Here is a 22354-nt window from a genome sequence, read left to right on the forward strand (position 1 = left end):
GGTCACCCTCACTTTTGGTACAATAAAAAATCAAATGAACGAATTTTGTTAGAATGCCCGTGGTCAAAAGAAGTTCAATTCAATTTTAGCGAACGCTGAGAATATTGGATAATAAACGTGTATTTGGAAGCTGGGCTTTGTTAAACGCTTGCTAGTTTTTTGCGATGTTTCATGTTAATTATTAAGAAGATCAAGGATGATCTCGGTATTGAAGCCATCGATCTTCAATGTCAAACTAAGAATAGGAGTTGTTATGAGAGTACTCGTTTATTTGTTAACGTTTGTTCCGTTTCTGGTTTTTTCTGGCCCTTCCGATCTGAATAATTCATCAAAGCGTTTACCTAATGAGTCATACGTTCAGGCATTAAAAAGAGTTCTGGGTACAATGCCTGAAGCTCCTGATAAAGCAGTTACAGCTAGAGAAACGCCTATTGGAAAAAAGGTTCCCATTAAGCAGATTGATTTCAGTCTGGTTCCGACAGTAGTTGCTTATGATGAAATGATGACTTTATTTAAAATCATTCGTGATACACGCTTTCTTTTCACAAAGAACAATCCTGATTTTGAACGAAGAATCAGCTGGCTTTATCCTGATGATGGTTGCTTTGCACGAGCGGCACTATCCATTATAAAACTTGAAAAGGAGCAATTAATCAAACCGGCCAAAATTTTTGCTTTTGGTGAGTTACTTCTTCAAACACAGTATTCTCCTAATGGCTACGTTAGTTGGTGGTATCATGTTTCAACAGCTGTAAATTACATGGGTTCAATTTATATACTGGATCCGGCGTTAAACCCTGAAAGACCACTGCTTGTCGATGAATGGTACAATAAAATGGGAAATGAGAATGAGTTAAACGGAGTCATTTGCAATCCCTCTACTTATGGTCCTTTTGATAATTGCTATCAGATTAGTGGAACTAGCGAGGAACGCGCATTCCATGACCAGTCAGGATTTCTCGAACTGGAATGGAATAGAATCAACTCCCTTGGTTTCGATCCAAAAACTTTATTAGGAACTAATCCTCCCTGGATTGTGGATCAGTCACACTAATTGATGTATTGCTTTTATTGTTCATAATGCCTTCTACATTGGGGCACTGGTTTAACATACATGGAGGTACATCTTATTATGCGTTTATTTATTTTTATTAGCTTATTGTGCAGTGCTCAATTCGTATGTGCAAAACCCTATTGGGATCCGAATAAAGTCCCCTCTGATAACCGGTATATTCATTTGACTCATCCTGAGCTTAATCTCTCTTCTTTTAAATCAGTTTCTGGACAATCAGGAATTCCTGTATTGCGTATTCAGGTAGATTGGCTGGGAGAAGATGAACTCTATGCAGTTAGTGAATTAGTAATAGAGGCTTCAGGAACACCTGCGTTATTAGCTCGAAGCACCCATAAACCCAAGTGGGGCAGTTATCTGGGTGTTTTGAAAAACAGCACTACCGGAGAAGCATTATATTATGATTCTATTGGAACAGGTAAAGAATACAGAAAACTTGCCAGAGCCATCAATTTGCGTTTTCCCTTGCCAACTGAAACCATGATATTTGAGTTGTATGCCGAGAACCCTCAGTCAGGACGTATGGAAAAAGTAGTAGAAAAAAACATTAGTCCGGACGAATTCAAGAGTGCAGATAGGGTGTTTCAAGAGTTGGAGATCAAAGAGTTGGCTCGGGCAAAAAAGAATCCATCCTTAAGAGTTAATCTTTATGCGGAAGGGTATGGGCGTGAAGAGAAATCCCTGTTCTGGCGACATTCTGTTAAAGCGGTTCAGGCTTTGTTGGATGCTCATTTTCCTGGTGTTGACTCTATGGACTTTTATGCAGTATATAATCCTTCTCAAGTTAAATTGGGTGCTGCAGAGGATCTGGGTACCCCCGTTCCAGAATTCAATTCGTTTTTAGGGTTGTACTATCCGTATTGGGATAATTTTGGACGTTGGTATCATATTGTGTACCCAACACGGGAAAACAAATTTCGTGAGGGAATTGCCTCTGCTCCTTACGATTATCCTATAGTTCTTGTAAACAGCAGCCGCTATTGGGGAGTGGGGAATTATATGTCACATACCGCCGTGCCCGCGGGAAACTCCAAGTATTTTATTTACATTTTACTGCATGAATTTGGACATTTTTTTGGTCTTAATGAAGAGTATGAAGGGGGTGGCCGTACCGAGCTTGAGTTTGCCGAGGATATGGAAGAACCATGGTCACAAAATATTACTTTTTTAAAAGAACCCATTTTTTCGGTTTTGAAATGGAGTGAGTTTCTAAGCCCGCAAGTGGCCATTCCTACACCTTCCAGTGATTGGAACTCAAATCCTCCTGTCTATGGAGCCTATCAAGGGGGATACGCGGACTCTCCTAGCTCAAAAGGGCTAAGTCATAAACCTGGAATGAATTGTGTTATGGAATCTCACGAATCTTTTTGCCATATCTGTACCAAGGGGATTCTGGATGTGATTCATTATGGTTTGGGTTTGGAGTAATTCGCTTTTTGAAGATATCGGAAGATGACATCTCCAAAATACGCGAACAGAACACAAAAATCATTTAATTCAAAAAGGGTGGGTAAAAACCCACCCGGGATTGGTTGTTTAATCACCACTTGTGACGGAAATTTGAGATGTAGTACCTTGAGCTTTAATCATGGGATTATACATTGACTCAGCAAAAGCCGGAGGTACGATGTAGGTTCCAGGATTGACTGCCTTAATTTTGTATACTATTTCTCTTGCGCTGGAGTCGACACTGCCAAAGTAATTGACTCTGTCTTCGCGCGCATCAGAATAATCCATAGTGTCTGTTTTGACAGAGTCTCTGACTACCTCAAATCCGCCGGGTAGTAGATCTTCTATCACAATATTGGAGTGATAATTATTATCCAGAGAACGAATTTGGATATGAACTTCAATTTCACTACCCAATGTGGTTGACTGGATCACAGTACCTTTTTCATCTCGATATTCCCTGTAAAGTTCAATACCTTGTTTAAACGGAGTGGAGGGTAGCGTTTTATCAAAACCAGCTTGTACCAGTTGATAAAAGTATGTGAGCTTTTCAGGATTATTAAAACTGATTTGTTTGACATCAGCGTCTACAGCCAGTTTCTGATAATTCGCCTGTTCAGCCGGTATGGATTTGGTTTGGTTATTGACTAATACTTCGCTGATTGACAGGGTCGGGGAAGTTGTAGAGTCAACCTGAGGGTAAGCAGCTAAAGCCAAACTGGCATAACCGGATAACACAGTATTGATGTCGTCACTACTTATTGCTTGCACTAATTGCATCAGTACTTTATCACCTACTTGTGGCAGCATGCTCGGAAAGTGCTTTGCAACGATATACAGATATTGCGCATCAGCAACGTTGCTGTCATAAAAATCAGTATCATAAGCGTTCTTGCTTTGTGTTTGGTACTGACTGATCAAGCGAGCTGCATCATTGTAGCTTTTTAATAATTGATAGGACGCTGCGATATATACCGAGGTGATGTCCTTTTTCCAGGCTTGAGAATTGTCTTTTTGTAAATACAGCTGCAAATTAGCCAGGTAATTGGTCGTTACGATCTCATTTCGGGTTAAAATGTAGATGGCATAAGCTTGAATTCGCGCTGCATCGATGTCCGATACATTTTGTCTGGCCAGCTCCGTGAGATAATTTATTCCATTAAAGAAGAGCTCACTTGGTACGCTGAATCCTTGCCCCCTGGCTTCAGTCAAAAAATGCATTGCGTAGACTGATGCAAAATTGTTCCCTTGATTATCTCCCAAACCAGGCCAGTAACTAAAACCTCCGTTGGACATTTGCCTTTGGCTCAGCATCTGGATGGCCGCATTCACCTTTTCATTGATTTGATTGCGGTCCTTGGTAAACCAGCTTTGACTGTTCATTGCAATTAACGGTAAGGCTTTACTTGTTAATTGTTCAGTGCAACCGTAAGGGAAATTATCCAGATAGCGCTGTAATCCAAATACCAGAATTAATGGACTGGTTGATATTGTTGCATCAACAGTACGGTATTCCGGGTAAAGGGTCTGCATGATATTCAGCCGTTTAGCAGGATCTTTAGATTGACCGCTTTCTATGTGAGTAAAGAAGGGTGTAGCAGGCCTTACACTGAGCGTTGCATCCATTGAGCTGGATTTGTCTCCAGCGCTGGCAGTAAAAGTGACCTTGGCAGATCCCAAAGATGATTTTGCACGTAATTTAAAGTGCACTGACTGTTCACGTCCTTCTCTGATTTCCATGGTTTTTTGGGCGTCACCAATAATTTCCAGCTCAGGGGTGGTGGTTAAGCTGATTTTAATTTCAGTATGATCGCCAGAGTCCTTGATATTATTTGCAACGCTGGAGCTGATTTCAAATTCGTCTCCTGGGGCTACAAATGTAGGTACATTGGGATTGATGATAAAATCACCTCGCACTTCTGAGGTTGCATTATTTGCACCAACAGAATCTGCGGACACAGCGACAGCCATAACCCTTATCGCTCCATTAAAATAATTGGGAACCTGATAAGTTAACTGACGGGTGTTCTCGTCAGTATCTATGATTCCTGACCAGTAGACTACTGGTAAATCAGTTTTTCTTTTGAACGGATTGAGCCTGCTGGCCAAATCGGATTCGCCGTCATCTCCTCCTGCAGCAGACCATTCTCTATCCTGAATGAATTTAGGTAATATTTGATCGACTGTTTGCTGCGTAAAGACTTCTAATGCGTGTTTTTGAAAGAAGAAGGACAGCGGATCAGGGGTTATGTACCTTCCTACCTGCAAAATTCCTTCATCAACAGCATAGACAATGATTTTTCCTGGTTTATCTGTATGATAGTCTATGGTCAATGCTTCACCAGGACGAACAACCTTGGGAGTATTCAGTTCAATTTTAATATCATGATCGTCATGACTTACAGTGAAGGGGACTACACTGTAACTTAGTGGACTAATAAATAACTCCGGAGACTCCCAATCCCGAACGAATGCGACATTGATGTATCCATTTCCCTGGAAGTCTGCAGGGATGTGAATGGTTTGCACTGAGTTTGTTGTTTCAGTTTTAAACCATTGTGCCGCATAAACTTTATCTCGCTCGATGGTGATTAACCCTGAGCCGGTATAGGGGGCGGTAATCTGAATTTCAATGTCTTCATTTGCCTGATATTCATCTTTATTAAGTTTAATTGACAACTCAGCATTCTTTGCAAGAGGTTGTTGGCTTGAACCAACAACACTGAATTTTAATTGGCTTAGAACAGTATTATCCTTATCAAGAACATTTAATGAGTAATCGCCAATCTGTTGGGTGGGTAGGGAATAATCAGTTCCTTGTTCAGTTACAGTGAACGGATCTGTTTTGACAACCGTTGATTGAATAATGGATTGATATTGATACGTGCCATCCGGTTTTTTAACCAGAGTTGTCACTGGATGCAGTGAAATGAGCTGTATTTTTAAATCCTGAACCTCTTCCTTGGTGAGTTGAGGATTAATGGCTATATAACGTACGGTTCTGGTGCCGTTTTGTTTGATAAATGATAAATCACCATCTGGTTTATACCCAATAAAATAGGCTAGCGGGCTGATTAAGGCTTTTGATTGAGTGGTTACACTTCGACCGCCTTCGGCTTCAAAACCTTCGGCAAAAAAGGTCAGCTTATATGTTGCCTTGTCAAAGCGATCAAGATGCAAATCAAATTCAGCATTTCCCTGTTCATTGGTTTTTGCATCAGGCAGGGATTCCGTAAAAACCTTGGGAGGTTTCTTGGGGTCGTAGAGTGGATCTGCGAAGAGGTAATCCGGATAGTCATCAAAATTAATTTCCTGCGGGGTCAGTAAAATTTTGGCACTGATTTTTCTATCAGTAGCAGGAGCTCCATATAAATTCCAGAGACTGACATGCGCTTTTAACCGATCAGGTGAGCTCCAGCCATCTAAGGGCTTGGGGGTCAGATTAGAGCTTATCCTCATTCTGTCGGGTTGGAATTCTGATACATTAACACTGGTAGAGCCTAAAAGATTCTGTGGGTGTCCGTCCTTTACGAGAAAGAGATTGACCATATACTGCCCGGTTGGGGACGTTTGCGAGGTCGCGAAGTCAAGCTCCATATATCCGGTATCATTTAGGAGCAATCGTTCATCTTTAATCGTTGTTCCTCGTGAGTCAACAATGGTTGCTTGCAGGGGCAAGCCAGCTGGCTGTGCCTGAGCATAAGCCTGTTTAACTATCATTCCTATATGAACCGTATCTCCAGGTCGGTAAATACCCCTGTCTGAGAATAAGTAGGCACTTACACTCTGCATATCCTGGTTGTAGGTATAGATGCCGCCGATATCAAATTTGGAAAAATTCAATTGACGATTGTAATTGCTGTATGGAATAAACGATACATCACTATTGAGGCTGGCAAGGTAGACTGTAGGCTCTCTATCTTCGACAAAATCTCTTAAGGATGGGAAGTTGGCTCGTCCTTGATCATCCGTGATGCGCGTCAGGATTGGTAAACCATTTTTACCTAATATTGTCACTGTGGCCCCAGTAACAGGTGCTCCTTGAGTGATGGAGTTAATAAATACATCGTGCGTCCCGTCGTTGTTGTCTTTGACTATCATTCCCATGTCAGTGATCAGGATTAAACGGCTGGCTTTGACATCAAGAGGGTATTTATTAGCCACGTCCCATCCTGTTGCCTGTAATAAAAAGAGACCCTGTGGTCCAGTAGCATTGGCATCGAGTGATAAATACTTACTTAAATCAAGAGCAGTATATTGTTGTTTCGATAAATCAGTGCTGTAGAATGGCTGTATTTCGGAATAGATCTGACTGATATTCTGTTGATTGAATGTTGGGTTGATGAAGTAGGGGTTATTAAAATCACCTTGAGTTTGTGTCACCAGTTGATTGATGTTTTCCGGCAATACTCGTGCAAACTCGAATTTTACAGCAGGCACACCACGTACGAGTACGGATAATTTTTTCTCCCCACTTAATGCCAACAGGGAACCTTTGTGAAGGAAACTGATTTCTTTGGGGTATTCTGGAACTGGAATAACGGCCGAATAATCAGCGTTCAAGCTGAACTCCCCAAATCCTTTCATTCCCTTGTCTATTTTAATAAATATATATCTCGGGCTTTGCGCAACAAATTTAAAACTGTGAAGAGTTGAGTAATTTTGTTCTGATGGTATGGTCACTTTTGACAACGGAGTTGCCAGAGCTAGGATGTTATTGGTTACTTCTCCTGGATTTTGCCATTGATAATTGGGTTTTGCTGCTTCTATGGAATTTGCCGGATAATCTTGCGGCAGCAAATAAACGTGAACGGATTTATTAAACTCAGTTTCATTAACCCCCAAAGTGGTTTCTACAGTGAGAACCTGTTCAGGTCTGTCTTTCTCATTTCGGATTATTGATGCTGACGCTGAAAGTACTTTGAGAAAGTTGGTCGCATCTGGAATGATCAGACTTGAGTCTATTTTAGATTTTAGTGTTGCAGAATTTGTTGACGAGGCAACATTTTTATCCAGGGTCAGAGTGACCAATTGCGCTATTTTTTTTATGTTAATATGTTCAGAATGCAGATATGCGATGCGTTTGTGTTCATCAAATGTATAGGTGAATTTTAGTGGTTCTCCACTTTTGTGTGCTGCACCTTGTTGTCCATCCTGAAGTGTTAATACAGTATTCTTTTCAAGGCTTTCTGGATTGACTGGAAAATTGAATTGCAGAGTCGCCTCTGCTGTTCTGTGCTCTGAATCAACTGGATCCTGGTAAAATCTTAATTCAGAGATTGTCGCTTCGAAAGGTTTCGTTGAAAAGGAGACATCATAGTCTTCCATTTTTGTTGTTGATGAAAAGAAGTTTTTAGCAAAATGAATGGTGTATTTTTGACCGGCGGGCCAGTCCTCTGAAGGTATAAACACTAACTGGCTGTCGCTATTCCAACTCCACTCACCAGGCATTGCGGGGGTCATTACTATGCCTTCAGTGACTGTTTTTCCAATCAGGTTGATTGGAGCTACTGATTGGGGAATGAATTCATTAGTTTTTATGCCGAAATCAATGATAAGATTATTGGGCGTTAGTGTTTCTTCATTTGCAGTGATATCGGGTATCGTAATCGATGCCGAAGTATAAACGGGCTTGGGCTGGTTTTTGTACCAGTAGGTTGCATAAGTACCACTCAAGATTAACGCGACAATCAATAGAGTTGTTCCCCAAAATGATTTGGGGGAATGGTGCGCTTTTTGGCATAAGTTGGCTAACCATGGTGGGCTATTCCAGTTTAACTTACCGAACACGGAAGTAAAAATTGAACCGATGAAATTCAAAACTAAAGAAATTGGATTTTTGTTCATGATTTTAGTTGTTCCCACCAGGCCTGTCTGGTCGTTGGTTTGATATGAGTAAATCGTGCCTATTAATCGCCATTCGATTAAAAGTTAATCGAATTAAACTCTGTTTCGTGTAATTGATATAAAAATTGATTATAATTCAACCTTTAAAATGCACAATATCAATTATGAAAAAAATAATCAAAAGCATTAGAATAATCTTTGTTTCACTGTTTGTCAGTGGCTATTTGATATTATTTTTTTCATCCAAACCTTTATTACTTGACGGGATCAGTTTTTCCAATGCGGTGTACGATGATCAACATCGATTATTGAGATTAACTTTAAGTCAAGATGACAAATACCGTCTGTTTACACCTTTGTCCAATATTTCCAGTGAATTAGTGGAGGCTACTTTATTACAAGAGGATCAGTATTTTCGTTGGCACCCTGGAATTAATCCTTTTTCCTTGTTTAAAGCTGTTTGGCAAACTTATGGCGTTCAATCTCGTCGAGTAGGCGCTTCTACCATTACCATGCAGGTCGCGCGGATGAGGTTTGGAATCAACTCTAAAACCATTTCTGGTAAGTTAATGCAAATATTCAGAGCATTGCAATTGGAAATGCATTACAGCAAAGATGAGCTGCTTGAAGCGTATTTGAATTTGGCTCCTTATGGAGGAAATGTTGAGGGAGCAGGGGCGGCAAGTTTGGTCTATTTCAATAAATCAGTTAATGAACTCAGCCTTCCTGAATCACTGACACTCAGTATTATCCCTCAGAATCCAGGAAAAAGAACACCGGATAATAAAAGTTTAAAAACAATTCGAGATCATTTATTCAGCAGGTGGTTGGTCAAACACCCAGAGGATAGTAATAAAAGTGAGACGTTTAATCTGCCGATGGTCATGCGAAAAGCGGGTAATTTGCCCTTTACGGCACCTCATTTTGTCAACATGGTCTTGAGTGATCCGTCCGTACATCAACAAAGCATTGATACCTCGCTTGACTCACGAGTACAGATCATAATCAATCGAATAACCAAAAATTATTTAGCGAGAAAAAAATCTGTCGGTGCTTATAACGCGTCTGTGCTTTTAGTCGATACACGCGACATGACGGTCAAAGGTTTGCTGGGATCTGCCGATTTTTTTAGTAGAGAGATAAGCGGACAGATCAATGGTATTGACATAAAACGCTCCCCGGGCTCCACCTTAAAGCCGTTTATTTATGGTTTGGCTTTGGATCAAGGATTAATTCATCCAGACACGGTTTTAAAAGATGTTCCTCACAGTTTTAATGGATATAATCCCGAAAATTTTGATTATGAGTTCATGGGGCCTGTGAAAGCTAAAGACGCCCTGGTATTAAGTCGAAACATTCCAGCGGTTTATCTTTCTAGTCAATTGACCAACCCAACCTTGCATCAATTATTGGAGAAAGCACAGGTGAGTCATTTAAAACCGGAATCTTATTACGGTTTATCACTTAATCTGGGGGGCGTTGAATTAACGATGAGAGAGTTGGTCGGGTTGTATGCCATGCTGGTTAATGATGGCCTGTGGTATCCGATTCAACTTCGTCATACAGAAAAGAAAGGCGCTGGTCGTAGGCTGCTCAGTCCTGAGGCAAGTTTTCTGGTTTTGGATATGTTAAAAAGCGCTCCTCACGGTGATTTTGGTAATAAACCGTCTTTGCATCTCCCTGTGTCATGGAAAACAGGTACGTCTTCAGGTTATAGAGATGCTTGGGCTGTCGGTACCTTTGGTCCCTATGTTATGGCTGTGTGGATTGGCAATTTTGACAATAAAGCCAATCCTGCGTTTGTAGGAAAGGACATTGCAGCGCCATTATTTTTTGAGTTGATTGATGCAATTAAACATGAACGAGGTCCTTTACCCATTATTGCCAAAAATCCCGGCATGATGAATCTTGAGAAAGTGGAAGTATGCAAAGCTTCGGGGATGCTACCTACACGTTATTGTCACGATACAGAATGGACCTGGTTCATCCCGGGCAAATCACCAATTAAAACGGATACAATATTTAGAGAAGTGGCAATCAATAGCAGAACCGGCTTACGTACGTGCCATATTGATGAATTTACACGCTTTGAAATTTTTGAATTCTGGCCTTCTGATTTATTAAAAATTTTTAAGCGCGCAGGAATACAACGGCGCACCCCTCCTTTTTTTGAATCAGATTGTGCATTATCCGGAAACTCTGGAATGAATCCGCAAATCACGTCACCACAGGCGGGCATAAGCTATGTGATTCGCGCCAATTCTCAGTTAAATAATAAAATCCCTTTGTCAGCAGTTAGTGATGCAGGCATTGCTCATGTGTATTGGTTTATTAATGAAACATTTGTTGCTAAAACCAGGGCGGGGCAGACGTTTCTTTGGGACGCGAAGCCTGGTCACTATGTAGTTCGAGTTGTGGATGATCATGGTTTATCAGATGCACGCGACATTCATGTTCTTATGGATACCTGAAAAAAGTTGGCCATTGAACAAACCAAAAGTCTGATGATTCATGCTCATTGACATCGCTTCTGTTTGGTATTGGGTTATAGCATGGGGCTATCAATAGGATGCATTGCTTTTTCAGTAACGGATCGACCCTCATTGAACCCTTCGATTTCTTCATCGAACTCAAGAGCGTGTTCTGGAATCGATTTAACAAATTCAACCATTGCAAAAGACAATGGAGTGGGTTTAGACATTGCGTCTGTGTGATTCTCAATGTCTTGTACAAGGGAATAGATCCCCTTAATTGTCAGCAAAAAGGCTATAAAATCAATTATATATCCAAACTCAGCTTCAATCCCTGCAAAAAACAGGACCCACCGTGCCATTTGAAGAAAAGTCAGTGTGTCGATTGCTCCACCAATATAGATTGCCGGGATTGGTTTAATTCGATGTCTAAAAAAAGACGATTGTTGAAGATAGTTTTTATATTCTGCTTTATTGGAATCAGTTGTCAGTAGATTTTGAGTTGCCCCTAGTACATCGGTACACATTTTTAACCGGTGAGGGCGTTTATTAACACGTCGGATTGTCTCAGCAACAATGGTCTGGGTTTGAATCCGACGGTTGGGATTAGTCTCTAAATCAATATGTTGGTGTAATTGATGAACCAGATTGGTAAATTGAGAGTTGAGTTCGCTGTTTTTCAGTTGTTGGATTTTATATCGTCTGGCCGCATCAAATAAGGTGAGCGGTGTTAAAGTAACACCAGGAATTCTTAAAATGAGGGAAGTCTCAATAATACGTCCAAACTGTATCCAGGGTAAAGCCAGGTCGATTCCGGCTAATTTTAATGCAAACCGTGCGCCATTGGCGCAATTGTGAGTCAGCATGTGATAAAAGTCTGGATTATTGTATTCGGAATTAGAAAATTCTTCACAGAATCTGGCAAACGGTACCGAGCTTTCAAAGGTAACACAGTTATCATTGTCGTATTGATGCTTAGGTAAGGTGCCGTGACTCAGACTTGGCTCATCTTTGTTATGCCATATTTTAACCAGATGCATGTCATTGAATAAAGGTTCATTAATATGGGCTTGAGCATAGATTTGGGCACAGGTACCGAGACTTACCACGTTAAGCATTATATACAATGGACTACATCCTTTGTTATGGCAATAAAAAAACACATGATATAAAACCAGAACAAATACGTCAATTTTTGTGTTTCAGTTCTTCCTCAGTGGGCGCTAAAAGGGTTTTGCAATCGCAAGTAGTGTCGTAAAGGTTAATCTGAATGAATATGCACTTTATTTTAACCTAACCCTCTCCCCCACGCTACGTGCGGTGGAGAGGGAATTTGATTGAAAACCCTCTCCACGTTACGCGTGGTGGAAAGGGTATTGGAGCGAAAGTAGCTCCATTTCCCCTGACATTAGTGCGTTTTCGCGAGGATGGCAGGATTTTTCCTTGATTGAGTAGCAAAGGGTTGTGAACAAAACAAATAACGGTGGGGATTATTGCATTGTCACAGGAGGGGCTTGGCATCATATCGATTAAACCGCTGCCCCAGGAACTGCAACTGGATCATAGGGTTGTTTGGAGAACTCGCTAGGGAGCCAACTAGCACCTAATGTACCATCGTATAATACTTCCAAATACAACGCAGCCATGCACAGATCTTGATGAGACGATAACCCACAGGTTATTTCATTAAAGAGTAGTGCAGTTTGAATTCCTAATTCTGCACCTGCTATGGCGAATTGGACTAAATGAATTATTTTTTCAGGAATTTTAGTATCCGCACGAAACAGGGAATAGAAGGAGGTAATGCATTGCCCCAGTTTTGTAGCAATCACGGCATAGGGTTGTTTTTGAAAGGTATAGGATATCAGCTGTGTACCCGCATTAACACGCTCCGCATTACGATGACCTGTAGTGGAGGTGTAGGGGTTCATCGTCATTGCACCTAAACAATCAGTTAACCATTGAGGCATATTTTTCCTTAAATATGTATGTAAAACGAATGTGCACAATATCATAATCGACCAGGTTTTCAAGAGGATACAAAGGAAGCCTTGTTTATTTATTTTGCTCTTTGATCAACAGGTTCTGCGTGGTTCTCATTGGGTCGTTGAGTATTTTTTATAATCCAAAGCCTGTCTTTTTATCTGAACTTTATAGTGCTAATCTATGTATACACGCTTAGGATTAACGAAACGGATTTATCTCATCGTGGAAGGGGATATTAAATTCTGCTACTGAGTCTCTCTAAACGTTTAATAATGTGTGTTTTTTTCACTCGAATCGTTTTTCTTAATTTCATAATTTGCTTGAATTTTATAGAGAGTTTATGACCGCTGAACTTGCACCAACACGCCGAATCGCATCCCTGGATGTTTTTCGTGGCCTAACGATTGTATTGATGATTTTAGTGAACAGTCAGGGAAACGAATATGCATACCCGATCCTGGAACACGCTGTATGGAATGGCTGTACTTTTGCGGACCTCGTTTTTCCGTTTTTTCTGTTTATCGTAGGCTTAACCAGTGTGATCAGTTTAAACAAGAATAAAATGAATCAGGATGCTCATCTATACAGAGCAATATTTCGGCGCAGCATTCTTTTATTTGCTTTGGGTGTTTTTTTAAATATTTTCCCTAAATACATCGACATAAGCTCTTTACGAGTCTATGGTATTTTACAGCGAATTGCGGTGTGTTATCTGATAAGCAGTATCATTTATTTAAAAACCAGCACCAAAATGCAAACACTGATTTTTCTCGCTATTTTGTGGTTTTATTGGCTTATGATGACTCAGGTTCCCGTTCCAGGTTATGGCGCGAATCTCTTCACCGTTGAAGGGAATTGGGTTGCTTATTTTGATCAACTGATTTTTTCAAGTGCTCATTTATATGAAAAAGTTTATGATCCCGAAGGATTTTTTAGTACTATCCCATCGATTGCAACTACCTTATCGGGTGTGTTAACGGGCAGTCTGTTACTCACTTCCAGCTCTAGCCAAAAGAAATTTTATGCGATGATGATGTTTGGAATTGTTTTTATATTGCTGGGCTGGTTTTGGAATTATAGTTTTCCCATTAATAAAAAATTATGGACCAGTTCTTTTGTTTTATGGACGAGCGGATTTGCTTTAATCGTTTTTGCACTGTGTTATTTGATTGTCGACATTTTAAACTGTCAACGTTGGGCATTGCCTTTTAAAATATTTGGTATGAACGCTATATTTGCGTTTACTTTTCATGTCCTATTATTAAAACTGCAATTCGTTTTTTATTTTATTTTAAAAGATGGGAGTAAAGGCAATATGAAAGCCATGCTCACAGAATTTTGTTTTGGACAGTACAGTCCACCCAATGCTGCTTTATTCTATTCTCTTCTGTTTCTATTGATTAATTTTATTGTGGTTTCATTTTTATATAAGAGAAAAATATTTTTTCGTATTTAAATTCGGGCCTGTTGACAATTCACCCTGCTACCTACGTACCGCGGCTTGTCCGCGGCAGGGTGAGTTGTCAATAGGCCCTAGAGTTAACTTAAATTACATGATTTCAAACGACACCCTACGTAGACTGCAAAAGATGCAGTCTTCGTAGGGTTTAAGTGATGAATTACGAATAGTGATGAATCAGTTTAATTGAGGAGAATAGAGTTCGTTTTCAATTGGCTCATTCTTTTTATCTGTCTTTTGAACAGAAAATAAATCCTCTTTCAAGGGGATGTGTTCTTTAACCGGTGATTGCGCTTCAAGTAAGGGTTCTGGATCAGTTGTTTTAATTTGTTTGAAGAATCTATCAATTAAAGGTTCAAGACCATCGATATGTTCCTGAATTTGAATTTTATAAATGATTCCAAATATGGTATCGGTGTGGAAATTAAGATTTACTGTAACCAGACTTGAGTTTGCCATGATTGCGTCGCCCAGCATTTTAAATTGATCTATGGTGGTTTTCTGAACGAAATTAAGCTCCTCCAATTGACATTCTGGATCCTTTAAAAAAGAACAGAGTGCGTTGATGGTGTCATTTGAAAGGCCATATCGGCAGTTATGCGACATGCTTATGGAGGTAATTTGTCTATTGGATTTGAGTAATTCAATGATGGATTGCACACCTTCGTTTTCAATGTAATTATAATCAATAATTAATTTTTCGATCTGTTTCGTATGGGTTAATGCTTGAGCTAATTTGTGAGCATCATCGGCCATATACGCATTATGGGTTAGATCAAGCTCAAGCAGATTTTCAGGATTATGAGCGAGATAGGTGCATAATTCATCGATATTCAAACGGCTCAGATTATTTCTTGATAAATCCAGATACGCTAATTTAGAACAGTGCTTAAGTGAATTGATTAATTGAGGACTGGCAATTTGTCCTATATTGGTATTGGTCATCGTCAGCAACATTAAGCAAGTATTGGATTTTAATATATGGTCTAATAATGAGATATCGCTGGCTTCAAATAACATGTCATCCAGCATTAAAATTCTAAGTCCATGAGTTTGTTTTAGAGAATGCAACACATCTTTGCCAAATGACATTCCTCTAAGTCTTAGATCAACAAGCGTCGTATTGGGATTTGTTTTATCCAGAATTGGCAGATTGGCATTTTTTTCTACTGCAAAATTTAAATCCAAAGTATGAAGAAGAGGTGATTTTTGCAGATTTTTAGCAAAACGATATGACTGACTTGTGCTTGCGGGTGTTTCAATCGGCTCTAAATCAACGACTAATTGACTGAGCAACGGTTTGCCTTTAACCATATTAACCAGTGCATCATAAATCAGGTGATACATCGCTCTGACTTGACGGTTACTGAAATAATTCATGACACTAAAAATCAGATTATCTCGAGATCTCAGATGAATTTCTGAACCTTCAATTGCGAATTTAAGCCGGGTTAACTGATTATTTTTACTGATTACTTTGCTTAATTCGATTAATCCCCTTAGGTTTTCTTCGGTTACATACAAAGACAGTTCGAGATCAGTAAGGGGTGTTCTACGTAAATATTCTGATAAAAAAACCATATCATCATAGGTTAAGGGGTTAGCCAGTTTGAGATCGGATGTTTTGAACGAACCATTTTTTGTTGCACTGATACACTTAGCCATTGAAATTGTTAGCATCATTACTCCTCACAAATCCTTTTGAATTGAAATAATAGAGAACAGATCTATCATCTACTTGTAAGGATAGGAAAGTAAATAGCTGGAACGTTATTTATTACTCATAGTCATCTCGAGCCTCCAACAAATCCTGAATCGGTTTGGGAAGTATGCCTCTAATTTTATGGGTTAATAGCTTTTCATTTTTTTGCCACAAAATGCCTAAATAAATAATTCCAAATCCAATTGCTGTTAAGGCTACTGGAAACAGGTAGCTTAAGTTAAAGACTTGAAAGGCAAGATATCCCAGATAAAAACAGCATCCTAATGCCCCAAAAATAACGAATACTTTTCTGCTGAGAATGACGCCAACAAGAATCATCAGCACATTGATGCACATATATAAAAATTTAGACAACTCACTGTCTGAATGTTGGCAGGTGAGTCCACCCCAAAAGGTCATGACGCCAAAAATGTAAAGCCAGAATGCATAGTCCGCAGTTTGACTGGATCGGACATCAACCCAAAAAGCAATTAATACAGAAATAATGCCAAAATACATGGAGACCATGGCACTGAGTTCATATGTATAGTGTTCTGCACCAATCATACTGGTCAGATCCATGGACATGTACCAGAGAGTAACTGCAATGGGCATAATCATAAACGGGTAGCGGTATATCCAGGCCAAAATTATACCGGAAGCTAAAGTACCCAGTTCCATAAAAATCCAGTTCCACTTAATATAAACGTGGTAATCATGGTAGACGCTATTATCAGGCCACCAGCCCATTCCTTGTTGTAAGCCATAAATAGCCAGCGGAGTAAGACAGATGACGAAGGTCGCGCAAATACCGGCAGGTACATAATATCTTTTTTCATCCAAGGAATGGGTTAGTGATATGCCGAGAATGGCATAGGATACTGACAAAAATAAAATGCCCCATCCTCCATAAAGTTCCCAGCCTAAATTCATGAACAGGGTCATTGCACCAATAGCGATTAGACCGCCGAAATAATAGAGCACATTGGTGAGGTTAAAACCTGGACTTTGTTCAGGAAGGTTTTTTACGAATTCAATTAATTTATCGGCTTGTTCCTGAGTAATAATCTGGGCATCTACTGCTTTGCCCATCATAGTCCGTGATATTTTCATTGTGGCTCCGTATGATGCAGTGTGGGATGTTATAGCTAAATTATAGATGACAGATTATCGCTTGAAATTATTTATATTATTTTTCTTTAAAATACTGATTCTCATTTACCCACCCTGTATGACCGGAACATAGGTAACAATTGGCTTATTTGCTAAAATAAGTCCAGGTGTTGCTCATGCCTCAAGAAGGCTGGATTTTTTCCTTTGACTCCAGATCGGGATTAACACGATAAAAAATAAAAATATTCCTCCAGAAAGTGCATAGACGAATTGAGATTGAAATTGTAAGGAGGGCGGTGGTGTGAGGCTTACAATAAGGGTGATGATAACTCCAAGTAAGCCAAACCCTGCCGATCCTATTATTTTTATTTTAGAGGATGATTTTTGGGTGATGACCAATTTAATCGCGCTGATAAAAAGCAGCAGATACATCAGCAAATTAACCTGAGTCGCAGCATTGAGCATGATCCAGTAAGACGCGTTAAGTGAGGGAACTATCACAAATAAGGTACTGATGATTGAGACGCAGAGAGCCTGAAGGATCAACAATCGGGCTGGAGCTTTATTATGATTGACTTCTGTTAATCGGGTGTCTAAAAAACCTTCTCCTGCAGCAAAGCCTAATCCCTTGATTGGTGCGATTAGCCAATTATTAGCCGCCCCGATGCAGCCAATTGCAATCAGAGCATTGATAATAACCGCCAATTGGCTGCAATGCATTTTAGTAAAAAATAATTGAATTAATTGAGGGATACTGCTGATGAAACTTAACTGTTGGGGGGGGATAATCATTGCCAGTATAATGGACCCGAATAACATGGAAAGGAATATGACAAACACCGAAATAAACACAGCCTTGGAAAATGCCCCAGGCTTACTGTCTTCTGCATGTACTGCTGCCAGTTCTATCCCGCAAAATGAAAGAATTATTGCTGTTAAAGAGGTCCAGGAGTAGGAGTTATTTTGTGGTAGAAGGGTTTGTTGAGGCTCTGTTTGAGTTAGCCACCAATATAATCCCATGATAATGATGAGGCTAAACGGTACCAATAATCCCATAATGGAACACAATGAGTTAAAGCGACTGGATAGTTGAATTCCTTTTAAATTGATCCAGGTTAATCCCCAGATAAGGGTGATAATAATGAGAAAAATCGCTGATTTATTATCTACCAGGTCGGGAGATACACTGTAAAGTAGGGTGCCTGCAATAAAGCTCAGTAAGGTAGGGTATATCAATACATTTTGAACGCATTGAAACCATATGGCTAAAAATGCAGAACGTTTGCCCAGTCCCTGTTTTACCCAACCATAAACACCTTGTTGTGATTGATTAGAAAACCACATTGAGACTACAGCGCAGGGGATTAAGAAAAACAATAATGCCAGCGTAAAATAGTTGACTAATTGACTGCCCGCTAATGCGGCTGCCGGTAAATTACGTATGCTGTCAACAGAACATACCGTGATCAGAGTAAGGCTAAATACAGATAATCTTTTTTTCATTAAAATCTCAAAGACAAACAGCTTAAGCCACCATCAATTTTTTTGAATTCACTGACGTCTAGTTCAATACAGGGAAATCCAAGCGCACTGATTTGTTTTTTGGTTTTAGGATAACCTCGTGCCAACAGAACCGTTCCGTTAATCATGATGCAGTTCGCAGCATAGGCTTCTTCCGGATCAATAATAATCTGTTTTAAATGATTGAATGAAGGATGATTCACTAATTCACCACTAACCAGTAAATACCCCTGATCCAGATAGCTTACGCCAGTCTTGAGGTGAAGAAATTCATTTAACTGGATAGTTGATGCCGAATAACCGCGTTCGGTCAGCTCATGAATCATTTGTCTTGCACCTTCTTGATTGGTTCTGGCAGATAAACCAATATAGAAATGGTTATTTACATTGAGTATGTCACCTGCTTCGATAGTGCCGGGAGACTGAATCCGAACATTATTACCTTTATAAAAAGTATTGATGGTTTCTTCTATTGTTTTAACCTCTCCTTGCCTTGAAATCGCACCTGGCCGGGTAATAATCGCTGTTTGATTGGTTAATAAAGCAACGTCTTCAACAAAACAACTATCAGGAAATTCATCAATTGGAGGAAGTACGGTGACTTCAAGTCCACATTGAGCCAAGGCATTGATGTAGTTTTGATGTTGGATGAGCGCTAACTCATAATCCGGTGCACCCAGTGTTGCTGATGTAGTTAAACCATGAATCAGTGATGCAGAAGGGGTTCGTACAATAGCATTGTGAAACATGATTAACTCCCGGAAGAAAAAAAATTATCTTATCATATTTTTTGATTGGTTAAACAGTGTGCTTAATAATTAGATCTATTGGCAGGTAGAGTGGTGGAGTGAATCGTCAAAAGCCCTACTGCTAAAGGGCTTGCAGAATTATTTTTTGAGTATGGATTTAGGTCCAAAAGATGGTTATGCTATTTTTTTTGCTCAATGGACTTAGACAAATGACAGCAAGTACTTATGATATTGTTCTCCTGACTCAACGTGATTATGTCAATCCCATTGAAATAACACCTTATATCGATAATGTGCTCACGGAAGATCGACTACTCACTGAGGCGCTGGAACAAAGAGGCCTTCGGGTTGCGCGAACCTTCTGGGATAATTCAGATTTCGATTGGAACAGCACCCAATTTGCCTTATTCAGGGCTACATGGGACTATTTTCATCGATTCGCCGAATTTCATCAGTGGTTGAACAGGATGTCCAGGAAGGTACAATTTATAAATCCATACTCAATCATTCGCTGGAATATGGACAAGCATTATCTTGGCATATTACACGATCGAGGCGTCAATATTCCCCCAACCATTTTTTTAGAACAAGGAAATAACACCTCTTTAAACCATCTGCTCGTGCAAACAGGCTGGACTAAAGCCATTTTAAAACCAGCAATAGCTGGAGCAGCACGACATACTTATCTCTTTGATGCATCCAATGTCAATGAGCATGAGCTCATTTTTCAGAAGTTGATTGCTGAAGAAGCCCTGTTGCTGCAAGAGTTTCAAAGTCAGATTGTTACACGTGGGGAGGTTTCTTTTATGGTTTTTGGGGGCAAATACAGCCATTCGGTTTTGAAACAGGTAAAAGAAGGAGATTTTAGAGTTCAGGATGATTTTGGGGGGACTGTGCATTCCTATGCTGCTTCAGTGGAAGAAATAAACTTTGTTGAACGAGTCATTGCTCAATGTGATGAATTACCCGTTTATGCTCGTGCTGATGTAATGTGGGATAATAACAATGAATTGTGTCTTTCTGAATTGGAGATGATTGAACCTGAACTTTGGTTTAGGCGGGATCCTGAATCATCTGCTTTAATGGCGGATGCAGTGTGTCATTACATGCGTCATTCGATTGCTGAGCGTGGTGAAAAAAATAAGGTTACCAGTTCACTGGTGTATTGACGGACTATTTAACAGATGTGATGCTCTTTAGGGAGTATTTATTATCATATATTGCTGCGAGAGAAGTAGGGTGCTAAAGGATTTAGCTCTGTAATAATCAATTAGGAAGATGTTATGAACACAAGGATCATTTCTTTATTATTCATCAATTTGGTAACTGTAACGGCACAAGCCGCCTCAGAAAAAATTGTTTGGGGTGCTGATAGTCACATCTTATCCAAGTACCATGCGGCAGTGTCGGCCAAATCGGGTTTATTGAAGGCGACTGGTCCGGCAAAATCAATCAATTATCAGTTAAAACCAATAGAAAAAGAGTCAAACTCCATTTTGGAACATGTTCGTTATCAAATCTATTATAAAAACATTCCTGTATGGGGTCATGAATTAATACACCATAAAGCAATTAATGCAAAAGAGTATCTGACAGGAGTCGATGTCTCTGGAATTGAAGACGATATAAAAGAAACAAACGGCAATTATACGGCAGAGGAGATTGAAACTAAGGTTTTGAGTACCAATACAGATAAAATAATGTATAAAAACAGTGAAAAAATTATTTATCTGGATTCAAAAAATAAATCTCATCTTGCTTATCATGTCTCCTCATACACCAATAACGTGATTCATTCTGTTGCAGCACCTAATTATATTGTTGATGCGCATACGGGAGAAATCCTGAAACAGTGGGATGATTTAACTCATAAAAAAATTGGGCAAGGTCTGGGAGGAAATGTATTTATTTTACCTTATAGATCTGGACTTTTTCAGCATGGAAGTGTTCAATCAGGAATTCCTTCTCTGGGAACATTTGAGGTAACTGTGAGGGGAGGCAATTGCTACGTGGAAACACCAGAAATCAGAGTGATCAATGTAGCACAAACAGATATGGATAAAGCTTCTTTTCCTGTTTTAAGCCTGGTCGAAGTCTTTAAGAAGCCTCCGACCTTTTACTATCCTTGCAGTCAAAAAACACGTTTTTTCAATAAAAATGATGGCGATACTGCTCCAGCTAATTTCAGTTTCTCTTCAGTGAATGACACCATGTATTTTGCTGGAGTGACTATGGATATGTATAAGGAATATTATGGGGTAGCAAAACCTCTTGGTGATGATTTACCATTACGCGCTTATACCCATTTAAAAAATTTTGATAATGCGTTCGCTGTACCTTCCATTAAAGTGAAAGGCTTGTATTTAATCCATCAACAAATTGTTATAGGGGATGGCGATACCTTGTTAACTGCGCCAGCTCAGGGAACATTGTCGCATGAACTCACCCATAATTTTACGCGTTTGTATTCTAACCTTATCTATTCAGGGCAGTCGGGAGGGATTAATGAAGCCTTCTCAGATATGGCATCAATAGCCATGCTGGATTATTTACGTAAAGATTATCCCTGGTATTGGGACGGGTTTGATTGGTCTATAGGACGGGAGGCAACAATTGGTGGATTGCCTTTAAGATATATGGATGATCCGGTCAAAGACGGGATGTCTATTGATCATGCTCGTTCCTATAATGACAGACTGGATGTTCATCAAACCAGTGGCGTATTCAACAAGGCATTTTATCTATTATCGCAAAAAACAGATTGGTCCATTCGCAAGGCATTTCAGGTCATGGTTGACGCAAATATGAATTATTGGACATCAGGAACTTATTTTGAAGCTGCCGCTTGTGGTGTGATCCAGGCTGCTATAGATAGAAAATACACCAAGCAGGCTGTTGTTGAAGCATTTGCTGAGGTTGGTGTTGTTTGTCCTTTAAATAGCCTAACGGTTTGAGACGGTATCCAATAATTTTAGTTACCTTATA

The 22354-nt window shown here is 39.7% G+C and carries 13 protein-coding genes; 6 read left to right on the forward strand and 7 right to left on the reverse strand.

Annotation, left to right across the window (positions count from 1 at the left end; genetic code table 11):
* Window positions 1–253: 253 nt before the first annotated feature.
* Window positions 254–1054, forward strand: a complete 801-nt coding sequence (locus tag ELY21_RS10420) for a protein-glutamine glutaminase family protein (protein WP_127109278.1) — start codon at window positions 254–256, stop codon at window positions 1052–1054.
* A gap of 78 nt (window positions 1055–1132) precedes the next feature.
* Window positions 1133–2500: a M64 family metallopeptidase gene (locus ELY21_RS10425; RefSeq protein WP_127109280.1), complete on the forward strand. Its 1368-nt coding sequence runs from the start codon at window positions 1133–1135 to the stop codon at window positions 2498–2500.
* A gap of 108 nt (window positions 2501–2608) precedes the next feature.
* Here ELY21_RS10425 and ELY21_RS10430 read toward each other — a convergent pair whose 3' ends face one another.
* A complete protein-coding gene (locus tag ELY21_RS10430) occupies window positions 2609–8368 on the reverse strand; it encodes an alpha-2-macroglobulin (RefSeq protein WP_127109282.1) in 5760 nt (1919 codons plus the stop codon).
* A gap of 164 nt (window positions 8369–8532) precedes the next feature.
* Here ELY21_RS10430 and pbpC point away from each other — a divergent pair, with 164 nt between their 5' ends.
* Window positions 8533–10839 (forward strand): penicillin-binding protein 1C, encoded by a 2307-nt coding sequence (gene pbpC, locus ELY21_RS10435; RefSeq protein WP_127109284.1) that lies wholly within the window; start codon window positions 8533–8535, stop codon window positions 10837–10839.
* A gap of 74 nt (window positions 10840–10913) precedes the next feature.
* On the opposite strand, the gene ELY21_RS10440 is transcribed toward pbpC, so the two are convergent.
* Both ELY21_RS10440 and ELY21_RS10445 read right to left on the reverse strand, forming a co-directional pair.
* Window positions 10914–11966 (reverse strand): hypothetical protein, encoded by a 1053-nt coding sequence (locus ELY21_RS10440; protein ID WP_127109286.1) that lies wholly within the window; start codon window positions 11964–11966, stop codon window positions 10914–10916.
* 402 nt (window positions 11967–12368) lie between these two features.
* Entirely contained in the window at window positions 12369–12809 is a 441-nt protein-coding gene (locus ELY21_RS10445) for a hypothetical protein (RefSeq protein ID WP_127109288.1), read from the reverse strand.
* 356 nt (window positions 12810–13165) lie between these two features.
* On the opposite strand from ELY21_RS10445, the gene ELY21_RS10450 reads away from it, so the two are divergent.
* The gene (locus ELY21_RS10450) at window positions 13166–14281 is read left to right on the forward strand and encodes an acyltransferase family protein (protein WP_127109290.1); all 1116 of its coding nucleotides are present in this window, start codon (window positions 13166–13168) and stop codon (window positions 14279–14281) included.
* Window positions 14282–14461: 180 nt separating this feature from the next.
* Here ELY21_RS10450 and ELY21_RS10455 read toward each other — a convergent pair whose 3' ends face one another.
* The 4 genes from ELY21_RS10455 to ELY21_RS10470 all read right to left on the reverse strand — a co-directional run bounded on the left by ELY21_RS10455 (window position 14462) and on the right by ELY21_RS10470 (window position 19369).
* Entirely contained in the window at window positions 14462–15967 is a 1506-nt protein-coding gene (locus ELY21_RS10455; RefSeq protein ID WP_127109292.1) for a type IV secretion protein Dot, read from the reverse strand.
* A gap of 94 nt (window positions 15968–16061) precedes the next feature.
* On the reverse strand, window positions 16062–17099 hold the full coding sequence (locus tag ELY21_RS10460; protein ID WP_127109294.1) for a DUF2157 domain-containing protein: 1038 nt from the start codon (window positions 17097–17099) through the stop codon (window positions 16062–16064).
* Between the two features lie 174 nt (window positions 17100–17273).
* Entirely contained in the window at window positions 17274–18602 is a 1329-nt protein-coding gene (locus ELY21_RS10465; protein ID WP_127109296.1) for an APC family permease, read from the reverse strand.
* Window positions 18602–19369: a dimethylarginine dimethylaminohydrolase family protein gene (locus tag ELY21_RS10470; protein ID WP_127109298.1), complete on the reverse strand. Its 768-nt coding sequence runs from the start codon at window positions 19367–19369 to the stop codon at window positions 18602–18604. Before ELY21_RS10470 ends, ELY21_RS10465 begins: the two co-directional genes overlap by 1 nt.
* Before the next feature lie 209 nt (window positions 19370–19578).
* On the opposite strand from ELY21_RS10470, the gene ELY21_RS10475 reads away from it, so the two are divergent.
* Window positions 19579–20538, forward strand: a complete 960-nt coding sequence (locus ELY21_RS10475; RefSeq protein WP_127109300.1) for a RimK family alpha-L-glutamate ligase — start codon at window positions 19579–19581, stop codon at window positions 20536–20538.
* Between the two features lie 114 nt (window positions 20539–20652).
* On the forward strand, window positions 20653–22323 hold the full coding sequence (locus ELY21_RS10480) for a M4 family metallopeptidase (RefSeq protein ID WP_127109302.1): 1671 nt from the start codon (window positions 20653–20655) through the stop codon (window positions 22321–22323).
* Window positions 22324–22354 lie beyond the last annotated feature (31 nt).

It is taken from the genome of Legionella sp. km535, assembly GCF_003990085.1.
GTDB lineage: Bacteria > Pseudomonadota > Gammaproteobacteria > Legionellales > Legionellaceae > Legionella > Legionella moravica.